Origin of the sequence: Dyadobacter sediminis (assembly GCF_005860765.1) — a bacterium.
In the GTDB taxonomy this organism is placed as follows: domain Bacteria; phylum Bacteroidota; class Bacteroidia; order Cytophagales; family Spirosomataceae; genus Dyadobacter; species Dyadobacter sediminis.
On sequence record NZ_VCEI01000011.1, the window covers coordinates 1,358,875 to 1,380,388 of the forward strand.

17 protein-coding genes are annotated in these 21,514 nt (G+C 45.1%); 12 read left to right on the forward strand and 5 right to left on the reverse strand.

The features are described 5' to 3' along the window. Nucleotides 1-39: 39 nt before the first annotated feature. Together FEM55_RS06260 and FEM55_RS06265 are read left to right on the forward strand one after the other, a co-directional pair. Complete coding sequence (locus FEM55_RS06260; protein WP_138280416.1) at nt 40-984, forward strand: ribose-phosphate pyrophosphokinase; 945 nt, start codon at nt 40-42, stop codon at nt 982-984. A gap of 35 nt (nt 985-1,019) precedes the next feature. Next, nucleotides 1,020-1,586: a 50S ribosomal protein L25/general stress protein Ctc gene (locus FEM55_RS06265; protein ID WP_138280417.1), complete on the forward strand. Its 567-nt coding sequence runs from the start codon at nt 1,020-1,022 to the stop codon at nt 1,584-1,586. A gap of 89 nt (nt 1,587-1,675) precedes the next feature. Here FEM55_RS06265 and FEM55_RS06270 read toward each other — a convergent pair whose 3' ends face one another. Continuing rightward, a complete protein-coding gene (locus tag FEM55_RS06270; protein ID WP_138280418.1) occupies nt 1,676-2,623 on the reverse strand; it encodes a 2-hydroxyacid dehydrogenase in 948 nt (315 codons plus the stop codon). 95 nt (nt 2,624-2,718) lie between these two features. Here FEM55_RS06270 and pdxA point away from each other — a divergent pair, with 95 nt between their 5' ends. From pdxA to FEM55_RS06295, 5 genes are all read left to right on the forward strand, one after another. Beyond that, nucleotides 2,719-3,822: a 4-hydroxythreonine-4-phosphate dehydrogenase PdxA gene (pdxA, locus tag FEM55_RS06275; protein ID WP_138280419.1), complete on the forward strand. Its 1,104-nt coding sequence runs from the start codon at nt 2,719-2,721 to the stop codon at nt 3,820-3,822. Nucleotides 3,823-3,886: 64 nt separating this feature from the next. Beyond that, nucleotides 3,887-4,774 (forward strand): YicC/YloC family endoribonuclease, encoded by an 888-nt coding sequence (locus FEM55_RS06280; RefSeq protein ID WP_138280420.1) that lies wholly within the window; start codon nt 3,887-3,889, stop codon nt 4,772-4,774. A 252-nt stretch (nt 4,775-5,026) separates the two neighbouring features. Next, a complete protein-coding gene (locus FEM55_RS06285; RefSeq protein WP_138280421.1) occupies nt 5,027-6,832 on the forward strand; it encodes a tetratricopeptide repeat-containing sensor histidine kinase in 1,806 nt (601 codons plus the stop codon). A gap of 67 nt (nt 6,833-6,899) precedes the next feature. Continuing rightward, nucleotides 6,900-8,084 (forward strand): class I SAM-dependent methyltransferase, encoded by a 1,185-nt coding sequence (locus FEM55_RS06290; RefSeq protein WP_138280422.1) that lies wholly within the window; start codon nt 6,900-6,902, stop codon nt 8,082-8,084. Nucleotides 8,085-8,246: 162 nt separating this feature from the next. Beyond that, complete coding sequence (locus tag FEM55_RS06295) at nt 8,247-10,568, forward strand: efflux RND transporter permease subunit (protein WP_138280423.1); 2,322 nt, start codon at nt 8,247-8,249, stop codon at nt 10,566-10,568. A 107-nt stretch (nt 10,569-10,675) separates the two neighbouring features. Here FEM55_RS06295 and FEM55_RS06300 read toward each other — a convergent pair whose 3' ends face one another. From FEM55_RS06300 to FEM55_RS06310, 3 genes are all read right to left on the reverse strand, one after another. Continuing rightward, nucleotides 10,676-11,404 carry a proteasome-type protease gene (locus tag FEM55_RS06300; RefSeq protein WP_138280424.1) on the reverse strand — a complete coding sequence of 243 codons (729 nt, stop codon included), beginning with the start codon at nt 11,402-11,404 and terminating at the stop codon, nt 10,676-10,678. A 361-nt stretch (nt 11,405-11,765) separates the two neighbouring features. Continuing rightward, the gene (locus FEM55_RS06305; RefSeq protein ID WP_138280425.1) at nt 11,766-12,089 is read right to left on the reverse strand and encodes a 2Fe-2S iron-sulfur cluster-binding protein; all 324 of its coding nucleotides are present in this window, start codon (nt 12,087-12,089) and stop codon (nt 11,766-11,768) included. A 2-nt stretch (nt 12,090-12,091) separates the two neighbouring features. Next, nucleotides 12,092-13,096 carry an NAD(P)/FAD-dependent oxidoreductase gene (locus FEM55_RS06310; RefSeq protein WP_138280426.1) on the reverse strand — a complete coding sequence of 335 codons (1,005 nt, stop codon included), beginning with the start codon at nt 13,094-13,096 and terminating at the stop codon, nt 12,092-12,094. Nucleotides 13,097-13,422: 326 nt separating this feature from the next. Here FEM55_RS06310 and FEM55_RS06315 point away from each other — a divergent pair, with 326 nt between their 5' ends. The 5 genes from FEM55_RS06315 to FEM55_RS06335 all read left to right on the forward strand — a co-directional run bounded on the left by FEM55_RS06315 (nt 13,423) and on the right by FEM55_RS06335 (nt 19,672). Next, nucleotides 13,423-14,721, forward strand: coding sequence for an MFS transporter (locus FEM55_RS06315; RefSeq protein ID WP_138280427.1), 1,299 nt, complete (start codon nt 13,423-13,425; stop codon nt 14,719-14,721). Between the two features lie 70 nt (nt 14,722-14,791). Continuing rightward, nucleotides 14,792-17,110, forward strand: a complete 2,319-nt coding sequence (locus tag FEM55_RS06320; RefSeq protein WP_138280428.1) for a DUF7133 domain-containing protein — start codon at nt 14,792-14,794, stop codon at nt 17,108-17,110. A gap of 280 nt (nt 17,111-17,390) precedes the next feature. After that, entirely contained in the window at nt 17,391-18,578 is a 1,188-nt protein-coding gene (locus FEM55_RS06325; RefSeq protein ID WP_138280429.1) for a THUMP domain-containing class I SAM-dependent RNA methyltransferase, read from the forward strand. Between the two features lie 39 nt (nt 18,579-18,617). Beyond that, entirely contained in the window at nt 18,618-18,797 is a 180-nt protein-coding gene (locus FEM55_RS06330) for a hypothetical protein (RefSeq protein ID WP_138280430.1), read from the forward strand. 149 nt (nt 18,798-18,946) lie between these two features. After that, nucleotides 18,947-19,672: a DUF3891 family protein gene (locus FEM55_RS06335; protein WP_138280431.1), complete on the forward strand. Its 726-nt coding sequence runs from the start codon at nt 18,947-18,949 to the stop codon at nt 19,670-19,672. 2 nt (nt 19,673-19,674) lie between these two features. Here the strand turns inward: FEM55_RS06335 and treZ are convergent, their stop codons facing one another. Beyond that, complete coding sequence (gene treZ, locus FEM55_RS06340; protein WP_138280432.1) at nt 19,675-21,513, reverse strand: malto-oligosyltrehalose trehalohydrolase; 1,839 nt, start codon at nt 21,511-21,513, stop codon at nt 19,675-19,677. Between the last annotated feature and the right edge of the window lies 1 nt (nt 21,514).

Here is a 21,514-nt window from a genome sequence, read left to right on the forward strand (position 1 = left end):
CTGATTTTACTTAATTTTGCGCAAATTTTAGTTTGGCCAATGGGTTCATTCAATACAGTAAAAATATTCTCGGGAAGTCAATCCGAGTATTTGGCCAAAGACATAGCCAGGTATTATGGCAAGGAACTGGGTGGATATACGTTAAGGAAATTCAGCGACGGAGAGTTATCCCCTAGTTTTGAGGAATCAATCCGGGGCTGCGACGTTTTTCTGATCCAGTCCACATTTCCTCCGGCCGATAATTTACTTGAATTATTGCTGATGGTCGATGCGGCCCGTCGTGCTTCTGCGCATTATGTAACCGTTGTAATTCCTTATTTCGGCTATGCAAGGCAGGACAGAAAAGACAAGCCGCGGGTAGCGATTGCTGCTAAGGTTGTAGCAAATCTGCTGACGTCCGTAGGCGTTGATCGATTAATGACTGTTGATCTGCATGCCGGACAAATCCAGGGCTTTTTTGATTTGCCCGTGGATCATCTGGAAGGAACTTCCATTTTTGTTCCTTATATCAAATCCCTGAACCTTAAAAACCTGCTGATTGCATCTCCGGATATGGGCGGCGCTGCGAGGGCCAGAAATTTTGCAAAGTTCCTGAATGTGGACATGATCCTTTGTGACAAACACAGGAAAAGAGCCAACGAAATAGCCAGCATGCAGGTAATCGGAGACGTGGAAGGCATGGACGTCGTGCTTGTCGATGACCTTATTGACACCGGCGGTACGCTCTGCAAAGCAGCCGAAATAATTCTTGGAAAAGGCGCCAATTCGGTAAGAGCCATTAGTACTCACGCAATTATGTCCGGAAAAGCGCACGAAAATATTGCAAATTCTGTTCTGGAGGAGCTGATCATTACAGACACGATTCCGTTGAAGCAACAGAATGCAAAAATACGCGTATTGTCCGTTGCTGAGCTTTTTGCAAAAGCGATCGGTCGTATCCGTGATCATGAATCTATTAGTTCATTGTTTATAAATCATCAGTAAATTTATTTTTAACTATATTTTAATTTAATATTCTTATGAAAAAGCATGAGATTGTAGGGTTTAAAAGAGCGAATCTCGGCAAGATGGAGGCCCAGGAATTACGTTCACAGGGTTATGTTCCATCTGTGCTGTACGGAGGTAACGAGCAGGTACATTTTTATGCACCGGCCATGTTGTTCCGTGAATTGCTTTTCACACCGGATATTTTTAACGTGACGCTTAATATTGAAGGTACATTATATAATGCCATTCTTCAGGAAAAACAGTATCACCCGGTTAACGATTCTTTGATCCACGCGGATTTTCTGGAAATCGTTGACGGAAAAGAGATAAAAGTGGAGGTGCCGGTAAAACTGACAGGTACTTCAACCGGAGTAATGAAAGGTGGTAAAATGAACCAAAAATTGCGTAAATTGCGCGTACAAGGTCTGGCCGAGAACATTCCGGACTATGTTAATGTTGATGTAACAGAACTGGATTTAGGAAAATCTGTGAAAGTGGGAGCTATTAAGGCAGAAAATTTTGTTATATTAACAGCCGGAAGCAATCCGATCGCTTCGGTAGAAATCCCTCGTGCACTTCGCGGTACACTGGGCAAGTAAGTATTTTATTTTTCATGGCTAATAGATGCAAACGTGCCGACCTTTGGTCGGCATTTTTGTTTGATAACTGTCAGCTTGTGATTTTTACTTTAAAATACAGGCGTAGCGACTTTCAGCCATTCTGCAATCTGTTGCACAAGAACTTCATTGATCCGTACATAGCTTTCATGTGTCCAGCCGCCGATATGTGGCGTGAGCACCACCTTATCCGAAGTACGCAGGTAATCAAACGCAGTTTGCTGCGCCGGAGACAACTTGCTGATTTTTTCGTTTTCAAGAACGTCCAGACAAGCGCCTTTTATTTTTCCTGACTGAAGTCCGTGTACAACCGCATCCAGGTTCACGATTTCTCCGCGTGAAAGATTCAGCAGATAAAACGGTTTTAAGAAATTTCCAATAAAATCCTCATTGATCAGATACCGGGTTTCTTCGGATAACGGAATGTGAAGGCTGAGTATATCGGCTTCTTTGGTCATTTGTTCAAGCGTACATTCCGCTGCAAATTCGTCTCCGTAATGATCCCGGTATTTGTCATAAGCCAGAACGCGGCAGCCAAAACCGCTCAGCCTTTTTGCCGTTGCCGAGCCGTTGTTTCCATATCCGATTATCCCGACTGTTTTGTTCATCAGTTCCACACCGCGGTTTCCCTCCCGATCCCAGATTCCCTGACGCACTTCGCGGTCTGCTTTGGTGATGTTGTTAAACAGGCTCAGCAGCATTCCAAGCGCATGTTCCGCTACGGCATCACGGTTTCCTTCTCCTGCATGAAAAACCTGTATACCGCGTGCTCTGGCTACATTCAGGTCAATAAGGTCCAGGCCCGCTCCTGCCCTGGCAATGAACCGCAGCTTACCGGCGGGAGCCAGCATTTCTTTGTCCAGAAAAGTTTTACTCCGGATTACAATTCCTTCATAGTTTGAAATAGCCGCTTTTATGTCTTCCCGACGATATTCCGGATGATATGTAAAATCCCAGCCTTGCTCCTGCAGCATGGTAAAAAGAGAAGAATGCATCGTGTCTGCTATCAGGATTTTCATGGGAGCACAGGATTTTTTGTAACTTGCCGGTCAAACGTTTGGCAAAAGTAATACAGAATTACTCAGAAGCACAGTTACAACCGCATTTTACCTCCATGAGCGATCAAAATACCGATAAACCAATTATAGGAATAACCCTTGGCGATTATAACGGCATCGGGCCCGAAGTAATCCTGAAAGCACTGGAAGGCAACCAGCTGGCAAGATTATGCACGCCTGTCATATACGGTTCGCTGCGTGTGCTAAATCAGTACCGGAACCTGTTTGAAATGAAAGACTGGACTTTGCACGGGATCCAGCGGCCGGAACAGGCCAACCCGAAATTAACGAATGTCATCACCTGCTGGCCGGATCAGCAAACGGAAATCCAGCCGGGCAAGATCACGCCTGAAGCCGGACAAGGTTCCCTTGCAGCTCTTAACCGGGCCGTTGAAGACCTTAAATCGGGCAGCATTCAGGCTTTGGTTACCGGTCCGATCAATAAAGACAATATACAAAGCGAGACATTCAAATTTCCAGGCCATACGGAATACCTTGCCGAAGCTTTTAACAAGAATGAAGCCCTGATGTTTATGGTCGCAGGAGAACTGAGAGTCGGTGTTCTGACAGGCCACATTCCGCTTGGAAAAGTAGCTTCACAAATTACACCTGAGAAACTGAGCGCCAAGATTGAACAAATCCTGCAATCCCTGAAAGGTGATTTTGGCATAAAAAAACCTAAACTGGCCGTTCTCGGACTAAATCCGCATGCCGGAGAAAACGGTTTGCTCGGCAGTGAAGAAATTGAAATTATTCAACCGGTAATCAGGCAGTTCAAGGAAAAAGGGCATCTTGTCATCGGACCATTTCCAGCGGATGGCTTTTTTGCGGCCGGCACTTACAAGCAGTACGACGCCGTACTGGCCATGTATCACGACCAGGGCCTTGTTCCTTTCAAAACACTGGCCTTTAATGAAGGCGTTAATTTTACTGCCGGACTTTCCATTGTGCGTACATCGCCGGATCACGGAACAGCATATAACATTGCCGGAAAAAACATTGCGGAGCCCGGCTCTTTGTTACAGGCCATTTACCTTGCATGCGACGTTTCGAGGTTCAGGATCGTTAACAGTGAACTAAATAAAAATGCCCTGATCTCCAAACCACAGCCTTCGGAAAGCCAGCATCCTGCAAAAGCGGGCGGCAAGCAAAGGTTTTAAGCCGATTCATTTCTGCCGCTGGATTTCAGTACCAAACAACTTCTTTTTTTAAAAGCGATTCATCATGTTAAAATCAATGACCGGATACGGTGTATCCAACATCGAGTCCGACTCAATCAATGTAACGGTTGAAATAAAAACCCTTAATTCCAAATTTCTGGATATTTACTGCCGCATTCCCAGAAATTATTCGGACAAGGAAATCGAAATACGAAACCTGATCACGCAATCGCTGGAAAGAGGAAAGGTTGAATTTACGCTTTCCGTGCAGCCAGTCGGCAAAACCGTAGCTTCGACGTCTGTCAACAAGCCGCTTGTCAATGCTTACTTTGCGGATCTTTCAGCCACCGCAACGGATCTGGGATTTTTACCTGACATGACCGAGCTGTTACGCATTGCGCTGCAAATGCCAAATGCCTATAATAACGAAGCTGCGGAAGATTCGGACAAGGAAAATGACTGGGCACAGATTAAAGTAGCCGTCATGGAAGCACTCCGGAAATGCAACGTTTTTCGTGAACAGGAAGGCAAAATGACTTCCGACAAGTTTGTTGAGTACATCAAAACGATCAGCGGTTTGCTGGACAGCGTTTCCGAACAGGATAAATTACGGATCCCTGCCGTTCGTGAACGCCTTGAAAAACAAGTAAGGGAACTGCTGGCTGACGACAATTTTGATACAAACCGTTTTGAACAGGAACTGATTTACTATGTTGAAAAATTTGATATTTCAGAAGAAAAAATACGGCTTGCCAATCACCTCACCTACTTTACCGAAACATTGAAGGCAAGTGAAAGCAACGGCAAGAAACTCAATTTTATCGCCCAGGAAATAGGCAGGGAAATCAATACGATCGGATCAAAGGCCAACGATGCAACCATTCAGCATTTTGTAGTGCAAATGAAAGACGAACTTGAAAAAATAAAGGAACAAACCATGAATATCATTTGACCTTCACACGAAAAAGTGGGTACTTATCATCCTTATTGTTATTTTAAAGGCGCGGTTTGAACCATTTTCCGGATTTAGCACAGCAACCAGACAGTACCTGATCCTTAATTCATGACATGCCGAAAACGCGAATAATGTTCCCGATTCATTTTCTATCTTTGACATGTCAAATAAAATACCGGATGTGTACCATGAAAATCCTTTACAATACGCGGCCTGCCTTTAAGCCTGCCCGATACGGTTTTCCTCTTTATGGCTAATCTATACAGGCTGACTACTCTTTTTCTTTTGACCCTCTTACTTTCAGGAAGCCAATGCAGTTTCTTTCAGAAGGATGAGAATCATACGGCTAAAAAGTCAAACATTGTCGCTGCGCTTCCGCGTGAAAATTTTGCGGAGGATACCCTATTGATCCTGAAATACCACAAACTCTCCTCGACTTACCTTTTTCAGGATGCCGAAAGAGCCATGTTTTATGCCAAATATGTATTGCGCCTTTCACAAAAGCATGAGTGGAGCAAAGGTAAAATACTGGCATACAACTTGTTGAGCACCTATTATTTACTGGATGGAAGTTACGACGTGCTACGGGAGCTTTCCAATGAAACAATGATTCTGTCCAGACAGATCGGTATGCCGTTCTATACGGCACAGGCAATGCGTTTTCTGGCCGACAGTTATTCCGAGTACCGCCAATGGGATTCTGCAAGAGTCAATTACAGTCATGCCATCCGGATTTTTAAAACATTGGGTGCGGACAGCGCCAGAGCCATATGCCTTGAAAATATGGGCAACAGTTTTCGGGAAAAAAAGATGTACGATGAAGCTATACCGTACTATGATCATGCCTATGCATTATTTGATACGCTACATTCGGACTGGGGAAAAGCTACGGTACTTCAAAGCAAGGGTTATTTGCATGTCCTTCAAAGTGAGCATGCACAGGCGGAGGAATATTTTGAAAAATCGCTGGTTTTGTTTCAGAAAATCAATAATCTGTACGGTGAACTGAACGTATTGAATGATCTTGCAAACACATATGCGCTCAGCGGCAAGTATGATGAAGCCATTAAAACTTCGCTGAAAGCACTGGATTACTCCAATATCTACCACTCTTCACAGCAAACCAACTGGGCATTGTTATCGCTTTCAAAAGGGTATAAAGGGAAACACATGTACTTGGAAGCACTGGACTATCTGGAAAAAGTCATTTTTAACCGGAGAATGCTTCATAATGAAACCGTTCAGCGGCAGTATACCATGTATCAGCTCAGCTATGACAATCAGCTGATGGATTCCAAGTATCAGGAAAAACTGGTTAGCGAACAGCGAACAGCGCTTCAGATTCTGATTGCATTTTCCATACTGATTATCGGTTTTGCAGCTTTTTTATGGTTTAACAACAAAAAGCTGAGAAGAAAGAATGCGGAAATCAATGAAGCGCTGATCCGCGGGCAGGCTATTGAAAGAAAACGCGTGGCCGCAGAGCTGCATGACAATCTGGGCGGTACGCTGGCTTCACTGAACTGGTACTTGTATGGAATTGATAAAAAAGTTTTATCATCCGAAGAAGAAAAGATTTATGACAGTGTGCATCAGATGGTAAGATCTGCTTACAGGGAAGTAAGAAGTCTGTCGCACAACCTGATGCCGCAGGAACTGGAAGAACACGGGCTTGTCATGGCCATGCACCGGCTAATCGACAAGCTGAACGAGAACAAGAATATTTCATTCATCCTGAACATTTCGGGGCTGGACCAGCGGCTGAATAACAAAATCGAATTTGAACTGTACAGCATTGTTCTGGAATTAACGAATAACATCATCAAACATTCCGGAGCAACGGAAGCTACTGTAGTACTTAAGGAAAATCTCAAGAGCATTCAGTTGGTAATCCGTGATAACGGCAATGGAATGATGGATCAGTCGAAACAGGGAATCGGACTCAGAAACATTAAAAACAGGCTTGACAGCCTGCGCGGAAAACTGAATATCCACTCAGAAAAAGATATAGGTATTACCGTGGAAATAGAGATTCCCAAGCCTGCCATAAAATGAAATCCAGATCCGGATCAAACTGTACAGGAGCTTTTGATGTTACAGAGAGGAAAGTAAAATACAACTCATGAATATTGCTGAAAAGAAACAGGATTATATAACTGCGTTCGAGCAAAGTCTTCAAAATGATACCTTCATCAAATTATCACTTGGCCATTACAAAGGCGCAGAAGAAAATCTTAAAAATATCTATATAAAAAAGACGCTGATCAAAAGGGAAGAAAAATGCAGCTTCACATTCCGGTACAAAACCAAGGACATAGTTAAAAATTTCAGTCTGCAGGAAACGGTGGCGTATGTACTGAACAAACTCGCAACCGACTTCCATGCAGCAACGCTGCAGACCACTGCTTCCGACCTGCAATTTGAACTGCTCAAGAATCAGAAAGTTTTGTTGAAAAAGACGGACACGGCTGTGAGGACACAGCCTTCACTTGAACACGACAAAGCTAAAAACCGCCTGCTTACTTCCAAAAACAAGCCGTATTTGCACCAGCTGAAAATAACGGACGAAAACGGGAATGTTTACAAAAATGCGCAGGACAAATACCGCCAGATCAATCATTACGTAGAAATCCTGAGCAGCCTGATCCGGGACATTCCGACCGAGGGAAAGCTGAAAGTGGCCGACATGGGCTCGGGAAAAGGTTATCTGACATTTGCATTGTACGATTATCTGATTAACGTCCTGAAAGTGGATGCCCATGTAACGGGCATTGAATTCCGGAAAGACCTTGTGGATTTGTGCAACCAGATCGCCGGAGAAAGCGGTTTTGAGCAGCTTCATTTTGAGGAAGGGACCATTGCAGATTTTAACAGCAGCGGAACAAACATGCTGATCGCGCTGCATGCCTGCGATACCGCAACGGACGATGCGATTTACAAGGGGATTACAGCAGGGTCCGACCTGATTGTGGTTGCGCCGTGCTGCCACAAGCAGATACGCAGAGAAATCGAAAAGAACAAAGCAGAAAATGATATCGGCTTTTTAACACGATACGGTATTTTTCTGGAAAGGCAGGCAGAAATGGTTACGGACGGAATCCGGGCTTTGGTACTCGAATATTTTGGTTACAAGACCAAAGTTTTTGAGTTTATATCCGATGCACATACGCCTAAAAATGTTCTGATCGTTGGAATCCGAAATCAGCGGGACGTGCCGAACCGGGACATGATCCTGAAAAAAATACACGAAGCCAAACAGTATTTCGGCATTGATTATCATCATCTGGAAAAAATAGCCGGAATCTGAAAAAGCCTTTCAGGAGCTGATTTTAAAACGGTTTAACTGATTTCAATTTCTGGATCATAATTTGCAGGTTCAGGTTTACGATTTATAAAAACCCGTTATAATCTTTAAATGCCTGCCTCGTGCGTATATTTGCAACTTTTTGTGGAAACCTGATTTATTTATATGTGGAATAAAATAGCGACTTACATTATCCGCTACCGGCTTTTGTGGGTTGCATTGGTGTTGGTATCAACAATCTTCATGGCTTATGAAGCCAGCAAAATCGAACTCTCCTATCAGTTTGCGAGAATACTTCCTTCCAGCGATCCGGTCGAGAAAGAGTATCAGGATTTTCGGAAGTTATTCGGTGAAGACGGCAGTGTCATGGTGATTGGCTGGCAGGACCCGCAGCTTTTCGAAATCAACAAATTTCGTGACTGGTGCAAGCTTTCGCAGGAAATCAAGGAAACACAAGGCATCAAAAATGTGCTTTCACTTGCCAATGTTTATAAAATTGTCAGAAATGACAGTCTTCAGCAATTTGATTTCTCACCCGTAATCCGGCAGATCCCGTCTACACAGCAGGAAGTGGACAGCCTGAAAAAAGAAATTGCAAACCTGCCGATCTATGAAGGATTGGTGCTGAACAGCAAATCAAACGCCACGCTGATTGTAGTTACCTTCAACGACAAAGAGCTGAACAGCAAACGTCGGCTTACGATTGTAAGCGACATTGAAGCTATGGCTGAAAAGTTTGCCGAGAAATACAATACAGACCTGCACTATTCCGGAATGCCCTATATCCGGACGGTGAACATGAAGAAAATATCGGGTGAAATGAAGCTGTTCATGGGTCTTGCCGTGTTTGTAACACTCCTGATCCTGTGGGCTTTTTTCCGTTCGCTGCGGCTTACCTTGCTTTCCATTGTTGTTGTGCTTATCGGGGTGATATTTTCCGTCGGGATTTTACACCTTTTTGATTACAAAATTACCGCATTGACCGGCCTGCTTCCGCCGCTGCTGATTGTAATCGGCGTTCCGAACTGCGTTTTTCTGATCAACAAATATCAGTCGGAACTCAAAGCGCATAATGACAAGGACGAAGCGTTGCTGGAAATGATCCGTCAGATCGGGTTGTCAACTTTTCTGGCCAACATGACAACGGCAATCGGGTTCGGGGTTTTTTATTTTACAAACAGCATTCTGCTGGTCGAATTCGGCGTTGTGGCTGCCATCAGCGTGATGGTTACGTATGTGCTGTGCCTGCTGCTGATTCCGATAACGCTGCATTACATGAGCACACCGAAGCCACGACACCTCAAACATCTGGAAGGAAAATGGGCATCCGGTTTTTTGAAAAAAATAGATTTTCTGGTTCATAACCGCCGCAAACAGATCTACATGGCCATGGTCCTGCTGATCATCATTTCGGCCATCGGCATGACCAAGATCAAAACGATCGGGTACGTTGTGGACGACCTTCCGAAAAAAGATGTGGTTTATACCGACTTGCGGTTTTTCGAAAAAAACTTCAATGGCGTGCTGCCGTTTGAAGTGATGATCAATACTAAAAAACCTAACGGTGTTTTTGCAGATCAGGCGCAGACTTTATATAAGATCAAGGCATTTCAGAACGAAATGGCCAAGATGCCGGAATTTTCAAAACCGATTTCAGTCGTTGAAGCTTCGCGCTTTCTTTACCAGGCTTATCGTGGCGGCGACGCCCGGTATTTTGCTTTGCCGGGCGTACTGGAACTGAATAAACTGACCAATTATGTTCAGGGAAAACAAAATGCATCCAAACAGCTCAATACTTTCCTGAACGAAGACAAAAGCATTACAAGGGTCAGTTTTCAGATGGCGGACGTAGGCTCCGAGCGAATCAAGGAACTGATGCAAAAAATCAGGCCGAAAGTGGATTCCATTTTCAGTCCGGAGCAATACAAAGTCAGTCTGACCGGACACAGCCTCGTTTTCCTGAAAAGCAATGATTATCTGCTCAGCAATTTGTACGAAAGTCTTTTAATTGCCATTTTACTGATTGCCATTGTGGGCATGGTACTGTTCCGTTCCATCCCCATTATCCTGCTTTCCAAGCTGCCGTGCCTTATTCCGCTTGCATTGACGGCCGGTATTATGGGTTATTTCGGAATTTATTTCAAGCCGACAACGATCCTTATTTTCAGCATCACATTCGGGATTGCTTCGGATGGAACGGTTTATTTCCTGACGCGTTACAGGCAGGAATTGTATAATAACGGCTTGACGCCGTCACAGGCGGTTACACAATCCATTTTCGGAACCGGATTGAGCATGATTTATACGGCTGTGATCCTGTTTTCCGGTTTTATCATTTTTGCAGCATCCAGCTTTGGCGGAACCGCCGCAATGGGCGTTATGGTTTCCATTACCTTGCTTGTCGCCATGTGCACCAATCTGATTTTATTGCCTGCACTGCTTTTATCCATTGCAAAAAGACAAGGCAAGAATGTAAATCCTTCATAAACAGTATATCTGCTACTCTTCGTTAAACAATACGTTTCATTAAACAAAAAGAACTGGCTCACAGGAACCAGTTCTTTTTGTTTGTTTTACAGGATTGAAATCGCATTTCAGCCATTATCAATAACCTCAAACGGCTTATCCATCCAGTCTTCCGGAATATCGTCGAGTGCCTGCTTTAATTTATCAGCCCATATCTCGGATATTTTTTCCATATCCTTTTTCTCATACCGGTGCTCGATGATGGAAAAACTGTCTTTTTTGTAAAGTACAATGTCAATCGGGAAATCAACGTCGTTATTGCTCACACGCGTGGAATCAAAAGACAGAAATCCGGCTTTAAGTGCCTGTTTCATTGTAGAATATTCGTTCAGTACCCGGTTCAGGATCGCTTTGCCCTGACCGGAATTCCCGATGATCACATAAGGCGAACCTTCATCCAGCTCCACCCAGTTTCCTTCCGAATAAAGCAGGAACAGCTTGTGTTCGGCATCGTCTTTCAGCTGGCCGCCCACAATCGTGTTCAGGTTAAACTTAAAACCCGAGCGTTCCAGATTGGCCCTGTCCTCTTCCGCAACGCGTTTGATCTGTTCGCCAAAGGCATTTACAGCTTTATACAGTTTGTTGTAAACAACGCCTTCGTTGATCAGCTCCTCAAAATAATGCACCGCCTTGTCCCGCACGGAACGAAGTCCGCTGGTCATGATAAACAGCGAGTAACTATCCTTTTGCGTTACATACATTTTCTTTTTGACCGTCGTGTTGGTTCCTGCTGTAATGCGGGTATCAGCCAACGCAACCAGTCCTTCTTTTACTTTTATTCCCAGGCAATAAGTCATTTTTATCTCTGATTAGGTTAAAGCAATGGCTGTTTTCTGTCAGGACAACATCGCTTGTAACTACTTGAATCCGGTCCAAATGTACCAAAATGAGCGGTTTGGATTTAAAACTCAGCCTTTTACTTTTTGAGTTTTGACAATAAACAAAATACAGAATGAACTAAATGCCTTCTAATCAACAAGTTGAACAATACACCTTTGTGTACTAATCTTTACAGACTCAACCAGTTCCCATGCAGATTTGAAATGTGGTCATTGTTTCCCTGCATTACCCAATAACAGCATCATGATAAAACTAAAAACCTTCGCAGAGGATCAGCGAAGGTTTATGTACTATTATTCCAAAATTCTAAAATCTTAATTAACTATCCTGCAGTGCTTTTATGCGGATCACAAGTCCGTCCATATGATCATCCGGCCTGAGCTGGCAGGAAAGGCGGCTGTTTATGTCCACATCCGGCAAAGTATCCAGTGTAGCCAGTTCGCTGTCGTTTGATTCCGGCAGTTTGTCTGCTCCTTCCAGCACTTCAATATGGCATGTGGCGCAAAGTGCCATTCCACCGCAAGTGGCCTGGATATCGTATTCATATGCTTTGAGAACCTCCATCAGGCTCAGTCCCATATCCACCGGAACTTCCAGCTTCCGCCTTTCGCCGTTATATTCTTCAACTGTTATACTGATCATGACTAAAAAGGATTGACCCCGTTAACGGTCGTGTATTTAAAACTTAATTTCTGATCGGGATAAATGTATTTGAAAGCGCTCTGCATCATGATTGCCGCTTCATGAAAACCACATAGAATCAGTTTCAGCTTTCCGGGATACGTATTGATGTCACCGATTGCATAAATGCGCTCAATGTTTGTCGAGTAATCGAAAGTATCGACTATAATTGCTGACTTTTCCACGCCCAGGTTCCAGTCAGCAATGGGGCCGAGTTTCGGACTGAGGCCGAACAACGGAATAAAATGATCTGTCGGGACTTTGACAACCGACTTGTCATTTCCGGTAATGGAAACCTCCTTAAGAACGCCATTGCCGCCCAGGCTGCTGACCTGCGCTTGCAGGATCAGATCAATTTTTCCTTTTTCAGCAAGTTCAAACACTTTTTCAGCTGAATCCGGAGCGCCGCGGAATGTGTCGCCGCGGTGTACAAGCGTTACGCGAGACGCAATGCCGGCCAAGAAGACAGTCCAGTCCAGTGCCGAATCGCCTCCGCCTGCAAGCACAACGTTCTGATCTCTGAACTGTTCGGGTTTCCTGACCATGTAATGAACGCCTTTTCCTTCAAAGTATTCCAGTCTTTCAACCGCCGGTTTTCTGGGCTCGAAACTGCCGAGCCCCGCTGCAATCACAACAACCTGGCAATGAACTTCCGTACCTTCGTTTGTTTTTACGAGGTAACTTTCATCTTGCTGTTTTTCCAGAAATTCCACTCTTTCACCCAACGTAAAACCCGGCTTGAACTCTTCAATCTGCATGTACAGGTTTTTGACAAGATCCTCAGCAATGATTCCCGGTGCACCCGGAATGTCATAAATAGGTTTCTGCGGGTAAATTTCGGCAAGCTGGCCGCCGATAACAGGCAACGCATCTATCAAATGGCAGCGCATTTTCAGCAATCCTGCTTCAAAAACAGCAAACAGGCCGACAGGTCCGGCGCCTATGATGCAAATATCGGTGGTTATCATGTTCAGTTTCTGTTTGAATTCCGGAATAATATGCTACAAAAGTACCTTGTGAATGTCGTCCGTTCTAATCACAATTGGTTATCTACGATAACCTGAGGTTATGGAAAATCCTTTTTCAAATGGTTTCCGGATCAGGCAGAATGCGGGATTTAACAAGCGGCTGCTGGTATAAAGTATCCTGCCTCCTGACAAAACTTCGATTAAATGCGTTATTTTTATTGCTGTCTTTCCGGCTCGTTTAAGGGGTAGAAACCTGAAAAGCCCGTCTTCTTCGGTGACAGACATTCATTTTACATCTGAACCCGAAGAAATTTTTAATCCTCACTATGAAACAAACCAAAATCGGCAACTATCGTTGGGTAATCTGTGCTTTATTATTCTTTGCAACTACAATCAATTACATCGACCGGCAAATTCTCGGACTGCTGAAACCTACGCTGGAACTTGAATTCAACTGGTCGGAATCGGATTACGCCAATATTGTCATGGTATTTGCCGGCTGTTACGCACTGGGTTATCTTATTTTCGGGAATTTCATTGATAAGATCGGTTCCAAAATGGGTTATTCCATTTCCATTATCGTCTGGAGCATTGCTGCCATTCTGCATGCATTTGTAAAAAGCACATTCGGGTTTGGAGCTGTACGGGCACTTCTGGGACTGGGTGAATCGGGCAATTTTCCGGCTGCCGTAAAAGCAACGGCAGAATGGTTTCCGAAACGCGAACGTGCACTTGCCACCGGCATTTTCAACTCGGGAACCAGCATCGGAGCAGTAGCAGCGCCTATTCTGGTTCCGTGGCTGCTGGGCGCTTACGGCTGGCAGGAAGCCTTTCTGATTACCGGCGCACTTGGTTTTATATGGCTTGTTTTCTGGTGGCTTCTGTATGAAATTCCGTCCCGTCACAAGAAACTGACCGCAGAAGAAAATGCCTACATTCACAGCGACAACGAACTTTCCGACGGTGAAAACCAGGCTCCTATTCCCTGGTCAAAACTGCTGCAATTGCGTCAGGCGTGGGTTTTTATCATTGGCAAGATACTTACTGACCCGATCTGGTGGTTTTTCCTCTTTTGGCTTCCGTCCTACTTTGCAACTACTTTTTCCCTAGATCTGAAAAAGCCGAGTCTTCATCTTGCGATTGTTTACACGGCCACTACTTTCGGCAGCATCGGCGGCGGTTATTTGTCTTCGTATCTTATCAAGAAAGGCTGGGCGCCGCTGAGAGCAAGAAAAACAACTTTACTGATTATGGCATTTGCGGTCATGCCGATCATTCTGGCCAAATATGCTACGGATATCTGGGTTGCAGTAGGAATAATCAGTATTGCGGCTGCGGCGCATCAGGCGTGGAGTGCCAATATTTTCACGATTGTTTCCGATATTTTCCCGAAAAGAGCCGTCAGTTCCGTGGTCGGGATCGGCGGGATGGCTGGTTCCATCGGCTCCACTTTGTTTCCGTTACTCGTTGGTTCTCTGCTGGATTATTACAAAGCAGCAGGAAATATTAGCGCAGGATACAACGTTCTGTTTATAATATCCGGCCTTGCTTATCTGGTCGCATGGCTTATCATTCATTTTCTGACTTCCAACATGAAACCGGTTGAAGAATCAATAAGGAAATAACGTTCCTGAAAGTAAAATTCAGCCTGATTCGCAGCTTCATTAACCATCGCCTGACAGATCAATTTCAACAATGAAAAAGTACGGTTCTCATTTTCTTTTCCTTGCCATTTCCATTACCCTGTTCTATTGTAAAACAAACAAGAAGGTTGTCACGCAGCAGACTACGGCTACTACGGAAATTGTAAAACCCGATACCGTGGCGCCTGTTCCCGGAACATCCCCTTTTATCCGTCCTGAAAATACGATTGCCAGAATGCAGGTTGAAAACGGGTTTGAAGTAAAGCTCGTTGTGGCCGAACCGCTTGTCAGTGCGCCCGTAGCCATGCAGTTTGACGACAAAGCCAGAATGTGGGTCGTGGAAATGACCGGCTACATGCCGGATACGATCGGAACCGGCGAAGATATCCCGAACGGTAACATTGTGATTCTGGACGACAGGAACAAGGACGGCGTGTACGACGAACGGATCGTTGTTGTGGATTCCCTGGTGCTTCCAAGAGCGATTTGCCTCATTGAAAATGGCATTCTGGTTGCGGAACCGACCAATTTATGGTTCTACGAAATAAAAAACGACAAAGCGGTCAAGAAGACTTTGGTAGATGACAAATATACCGAAGGCGGCAATGTAGAGCACCAGCCAAACGGCCTGTTGCGTGCCATGGATAACTGGATCTACAACGCCAAGTCGGATAAACGCTATCGTAAAAGAGGGAATAAATGGGAAATCGAGCATACGCATTTTCGCGGCCAGTGGGGCATTACGCAGGATAATTACGGACGACTTTATTACAACAACAATTCACAGAACCTGCTCGGCGACTACTTTCCGGCGGGACTTGGCGCTTTTAACAAAAACCAGAAAGGCGTTGCCGGCTATAATGAAAAATCAGTTGCCAATAACAAGGTTTATCCGATCCACCCGACTCCCGGCGTAAACCGAGGGTACATGAAAAATATCCTCGACGACAGCCTGCGGCTGAACGACTTTACGGCAGCTGCCGGACCGGTTATTTACCGCAGCGCCTTGTTCGGTCCGTCTTACGAGTTCAACGCGTTTGTGCCGGAACCGTCTGCCAATCTGATCAAACGGAATATTCTGGATGAAAGAGGCTATGTTGTAAAAGGAGAACAGGCATATAAAGGAAAGGAATTTCTGGCCAGTACCGACGAACGTTTTCGTCCCGTAAGCCTTTACAATGCACCCGATGGCGCCATGTATGTGCTGGATATGTACCGCGGAATCATTCAGCATAAAACATACCTCACGCCTTACCTGAAAGACCAGATCGGGAAAAGAAACCTTACGCAGCCCCTTTCCAGCGGACGCATTTACAAGATCGTTCCGAAAAATACAGAATCCAGGCCCGTAACCATTCCTGACAAAGCGGACGAACTTGTAAAGCTGCTCGGACATGCCAACGGATGGGTACGCGACAGGGCGCAGCAGAAACTGATTGACGGAAAATACAACCAGACGCTCCCTGCACTGCGGGAAGCTGTAAAGCAAAAAAACAATCCGCTACTTGCCATTCATGCATTATGGACGCTGGAAGGACTTAATTCGCTTAAATCCGAAGAGGTTGTGGCCTGGCTTTCTTCGCCGGAATGGACCTACCGGATGCAGGCACTTTCCGTGGCGCCTTACATGATGAATCCGTCCTCGTACCGGCAGTTTGCCTCGGCTTTTGAAACTATGGTGAATGAAAATGACACGCTTTCAGCGCCGTACATAGCTTTTATCTGCAAATCAATGGAAACCTTTGATTCGACTGCTTCGCATAACCTGCTGACGAAACTGGCTGTCAAATATCCCTCCAACCGTTATGTTTCCGATGCTGTGATCAGCAGTCTTCAGGATAAGGAAGAATTGTTCCAGAACGAGATTACAGCCTCGCTTGCCGATCCGAACATACTGTTCAACAAACAGCTGCAAAAAGCCATTGCCGGTATTAAAAATGCGCAGGGAAACCGGAACCCGGAAACGCTGAAAAAAGAATTCCCGAAAGGCGAAGCGTTATTTACTTCCATTTGCCAGACTTGTCACGGACCGGATGGCGGCGGCGTCCGGTCACTTGCGCCGCCTTTGAACCAGTCGGAATGGGTCACTGGAAACAAGGATAAGCTGATTTCTATTGTACTATTTGGTCTTACAGGCCCTGTAAAGGTGAACGGACATGTGTACCAGACCCCGGAAGTGAGCGGCGACATGCCGGGAATCGGATATGACAAAGACATGCCGAACGAAGATATTGCGCAGCTTTTGAGCTTTATCCGCAAATCCTGGCGCAACAATGCGGACAAAGTTACAACCGAAGAAGTTGCCCGCACACGCCAGAAACTGACAGGCCGTGAAAAAGCCTTTACAGAAGCCGAACTGAACGGAATATAAGTTTAAGAATAATGATTTCACAAGGCTGTTTTCTTTCAAAAGGAAGCAGCCTTTTTATTAATAAGCCGGACACTTTCGTATTAACTTTCATTAAATCTCTTTTAATGATCAGATTTGGTTTTCTAAACCGCTAAGTTTGCCGGTATAAATACAGCTTTGCCGTTATCAGGTTATTGATTAAAATTAGTTAAGCATCTTGATTTTGTAATTTGCTCTTTTCAAAACATGAACTTCTTAACAGCTAACAGCTGATTGCCAGTAGCCACTTAGCAGATTTCACATGTCTTTTTTTACAACTTCCGCGCCGATCACCATTACTTGCCACAAACGCCTCGCGCCGTATCTGGAGCAGGAAGTCAAAAACCTGGGATTTGTTATCGAGGAAGCGTTTGTAACAGGTGTCCGCATCAAGGGAACCATCAACGATTGCATCAAGCTGAATCTCAATCTTTACTGCGCCAGTCAGGTTTTGTACAGCCTGGGAAGTTTTACCGCCAGCCATCCGGATGATGTTTACAACTATGTCCTGAACGTAAATTGGGAAGACATTCTTGAAAACGAAGGTTATTTCTCAGTGACGAGCAACGTTCAGAATCCGACGATCAACAACAGCATGTTTGCCAATCTGCGCGTGAAAGATGCCATTGTAGACCGTTTCCGCGAACAGAAAGGAACGCGTCCTTCCACCGGATCCGATCTTACAGGCGCTGTTGTGCACTTGTTCTGGAAAAATGAACATGCCGAACTTTTTATGGATACTTCCGGCGATTCACTGGCGCGGCATGGTTACCGCAAAATTCCCGGGCGCGCACCGATGCTGGAAGCCCTTGCTTCGGCCACCATCCTGGCAAGCCGCTGGGACCGGGCTTCTGCTTTTATCAACCCGATGTGCGGTTCGGGAACGCTGGCGATTGAAGCCGCTTTGATTGCCACCAACAGCCGTCCGGGTTTGTTCCGCAACAACTATGCGTTCATGCACATTCAGGGGTTTGACGAAGAAATCTACTTTGCCGAACAGGATTTGCTGGACGAGCAGATTATTGAAGTTCCCGGCCTGCGGATCATCGCAACGGATTACAGCAATGTAGCCATCGCCAATGCCAAAAAGAATGCCATTGCTGCCGGCGTTGCGGATCTGATCGAATTTGCAGTGTGTGATTTTGCCGATACCGAAGTGCCGGCTGAAAACAAAGGTGTATTTTTCATCAATCCTGAATACGGCGACCGGCTTGGAAATCTGGATGAACTGGAAGATACTTATGCGCGAATAGGCGATTTTATGAAAAAGAAATGCGGCGGCTATTTTGGCTACGTATTTACCGGAAATCTGGAACTGGCCAAAAAAATCGGGTTAAAGGCAAAGCGCAGAATTGAATTCTATACAAGCACCATTGACTGCCGTCTGCTGGAATATGAACTGTACGAAGGCACCAGAAGAGAAATGGCAAAGGAAAACGGACTGGCATAATATTTTTTGATTATCATTCAGAATCAAAATTCTGAACTCATGAAACAGTCACAATCGGGAAACGGGCAACAAAGCCAAAGTTCCCAAACCAGAACTGAAAACAAGGATAATCTGGACAGCAGACATCAGGAAGAAGAAACTGTAAAAGGCGATCATATTACGCATAACAAACAAGAACAACATAGTTCCGGTAAAAGCCAGAAACAGCAGCAGAGCTAAGGTCAGGCTTTACATTTCGGAGTTGATTATTTAAAAGAACCGGGCAAGAACATTCACTGTCCGGTTCTTTTTGTAAAATCTTTAAATCAGAACAGAATCAACAATCCAGTACTCTACTTTCACATCTCACATCTCATTTTGTAAAAAACATGATCGTCAATTATCAGGAAAAAGGCTGGCAGATTATTTCACAACGTGCACATGGCTTGCTAGCCGGACAATTCTGCTTCTACTGGAAAAATGACATGCGCCCGGAACGCTGGCTGGAAACGATTATTGCTACCACAGAACATGACGATGCATTCAACGAATTTGTGAATGACGATAACCTGATCAATGAGAACGGCGGGCCGATCAATTTTAAAATGCGTGTGTTTGAAGAGGCAAAATGCGATGAACTGCTGCAACTTGCGTTATCCAAAAGTCGTTATATCGCCTTGCTGACTTCACGCCATATTCAGTTTTTATACCAGCATTCGGATCAGAAAGATGCAAGGGAATTTTGTAAAATGCTGGAAAAATGGGACCGCAAATGGCTGAAAGAAACAGGCTTGAAAAAAGAGGAAATTACATGGGCTTACGCTGTTCTGGAATGGTGCGACGCACTTTCGCTATTGATTTGCCAGCAGCTGATCCAGCCGGAAAACAGAAAAATTGAAATCAGCGGCGGTCCGGACAATCTGCAGTATCAGTTATGGTCCAAGAATGAATCCGAGCTTACAATTGAGCCCTGGCCTTTTATAAAGGACAGCTTCACCATTACTTACGAATCGAAACTGGTTTCCAAACTGACCTTTAAAGATGTGAAGGAATTCAGGGAAGATCTGAAAGATGCGCCTTTGACGATACACACCTTTCAGATTTCCAGACGTTGACTTTATATGCCGGAAAACAATGTGAATGATTCCGGCTGCACATTTACAGCATTGGCATCTTCGTTGTCCGGCAAGGTTCCCAAGCCGTTCCATTCTTCATCCGACGACGCGATCAGCTTCTGCCACTGACTTACAGCTTCCGGCAAAATAACCGAACGAACGGACTTTGAAAAGTTGAGAACCCCGGCAACATGCGTATCTCCGGACCAGCGGTGAATAATGATTGTTTCTTCTTCAGGATTTGCCTCCACTTCAATGGCATTTCTGTCCGGGCTGTTCAGTGCCGGCATTTCTTTTCTCAGCTCAATCAGTTTTTTGTAATACCGGAACATGGTCTGATGACTTTCTTTTTCCAGTAATTCCCACTGAAGCTTCGAGTTGTTGAAGGTTTCTTCCGAAACCGGGTCCGGTGCTTCACCTTCCAGATGAAAGGCTGCGAATTCGCTTTTTCTTCCTTTTCTCACTGCTTCTGCCAGTTCCTGATCGGTATGGCTCACAAAGTACTGGAACGGGTTGCTTTCGCTCCACTCCTCGCCCATAAAGAAAAACGGCTGATACGGACTAACGATCACAGCGCCGGCCAGCAGTTTCTGCATTTCATAACTTACAAGCTGGCTCGTTCTTTCGCCAAGCATGCGGTTGCCGACATGATCATGGTTCTGTGAAAAAACCACAAACTGGCTGCCCGGATTTCCTTCTGCTTTTACTCCGAACTTCCTTTTGCGGTGTTCCGAAAATATTCCGTCAAATACATATGCGTCTTTGTACGATTTGGCAAGCGAAGTAATGGGTTCAAAATCAGAATAATAACCATTTCGTTCCTGACCGGACGAAACGCGCAGCGCATGATGAAACTCATCAATCCACTGTGCATCCATTCCGTAGCCGCCTTTTGAGACCGGATTGATGAACCGCGTATCATTCAGATCCATTTCCACAATCAGGTAATGCGTTTTTCCGGATTCTTCCATGTATTCGTCCAGCCTCGTCCTGATTTCTTCCAGCAGATGCACCGGACTGAAATCCTTGATGGCATGAACGGCATCCATACGCAGCGCGTCGATATGAAAATCGCGGAACCACATCAGCGCATTTTCGATGAAATATTGTCTTACGCCATCGCACCACGCGTCATCGAAGTTGATGGCATTTCCCCACGGCGTATTGTATTTATCCGTAAAGTAAGGTCCGTACTGTGAAAGAACGTTTCCTTCCGGCCCGATATGGTTGTAAACAACATCCAGAATAACAGCCAGTCCTTTGCGGTGACAGGCATCCACCAATTGCTGAAGACCTATTGCGCCGCCATAGGAATCCTGCACACAATAAGGAAAAACACCGTCGTAGCCCCAGTTTCTGCCGCCGGCAAATTGTGAAACCGGCATGATTTCAATGGCTGTGATACCCAGTTCTACCAAATGATCCAGCTTTTCCTCCATCGCCGCAAACGTACCTTCCGGTGTGAAAGTGCCGGTATGCAGTTCGTAGGTGATATAATCTTTGAGAAATGGATTTTCCCAGTCATGGTCATGCCATTTGTACGCCTGAATGTCAATGGCCTCCGATGGACCATGAACACCTTCCGGCTGCGAAAGCGTTGCCGGATCGGGAAGCGGATCTTTTCCGTCTATGATAAAATGGTACAGATCACCGGGCCGTACGCGTTCGGTTTCCAGCTGCCAGTAACCGTAACTTTCTTTCCGAAGCGGTAGTTTCAGTTCTTTATTAACAAGCTGGATTTGTACCTGCTCTGCTTCCGGTGCCCATACAGCTATGGTTGCCTGTCCATCTTCATCAAACCTAACTCCGGGTATTTTATATAGTAATTGCTCTGAATTCATT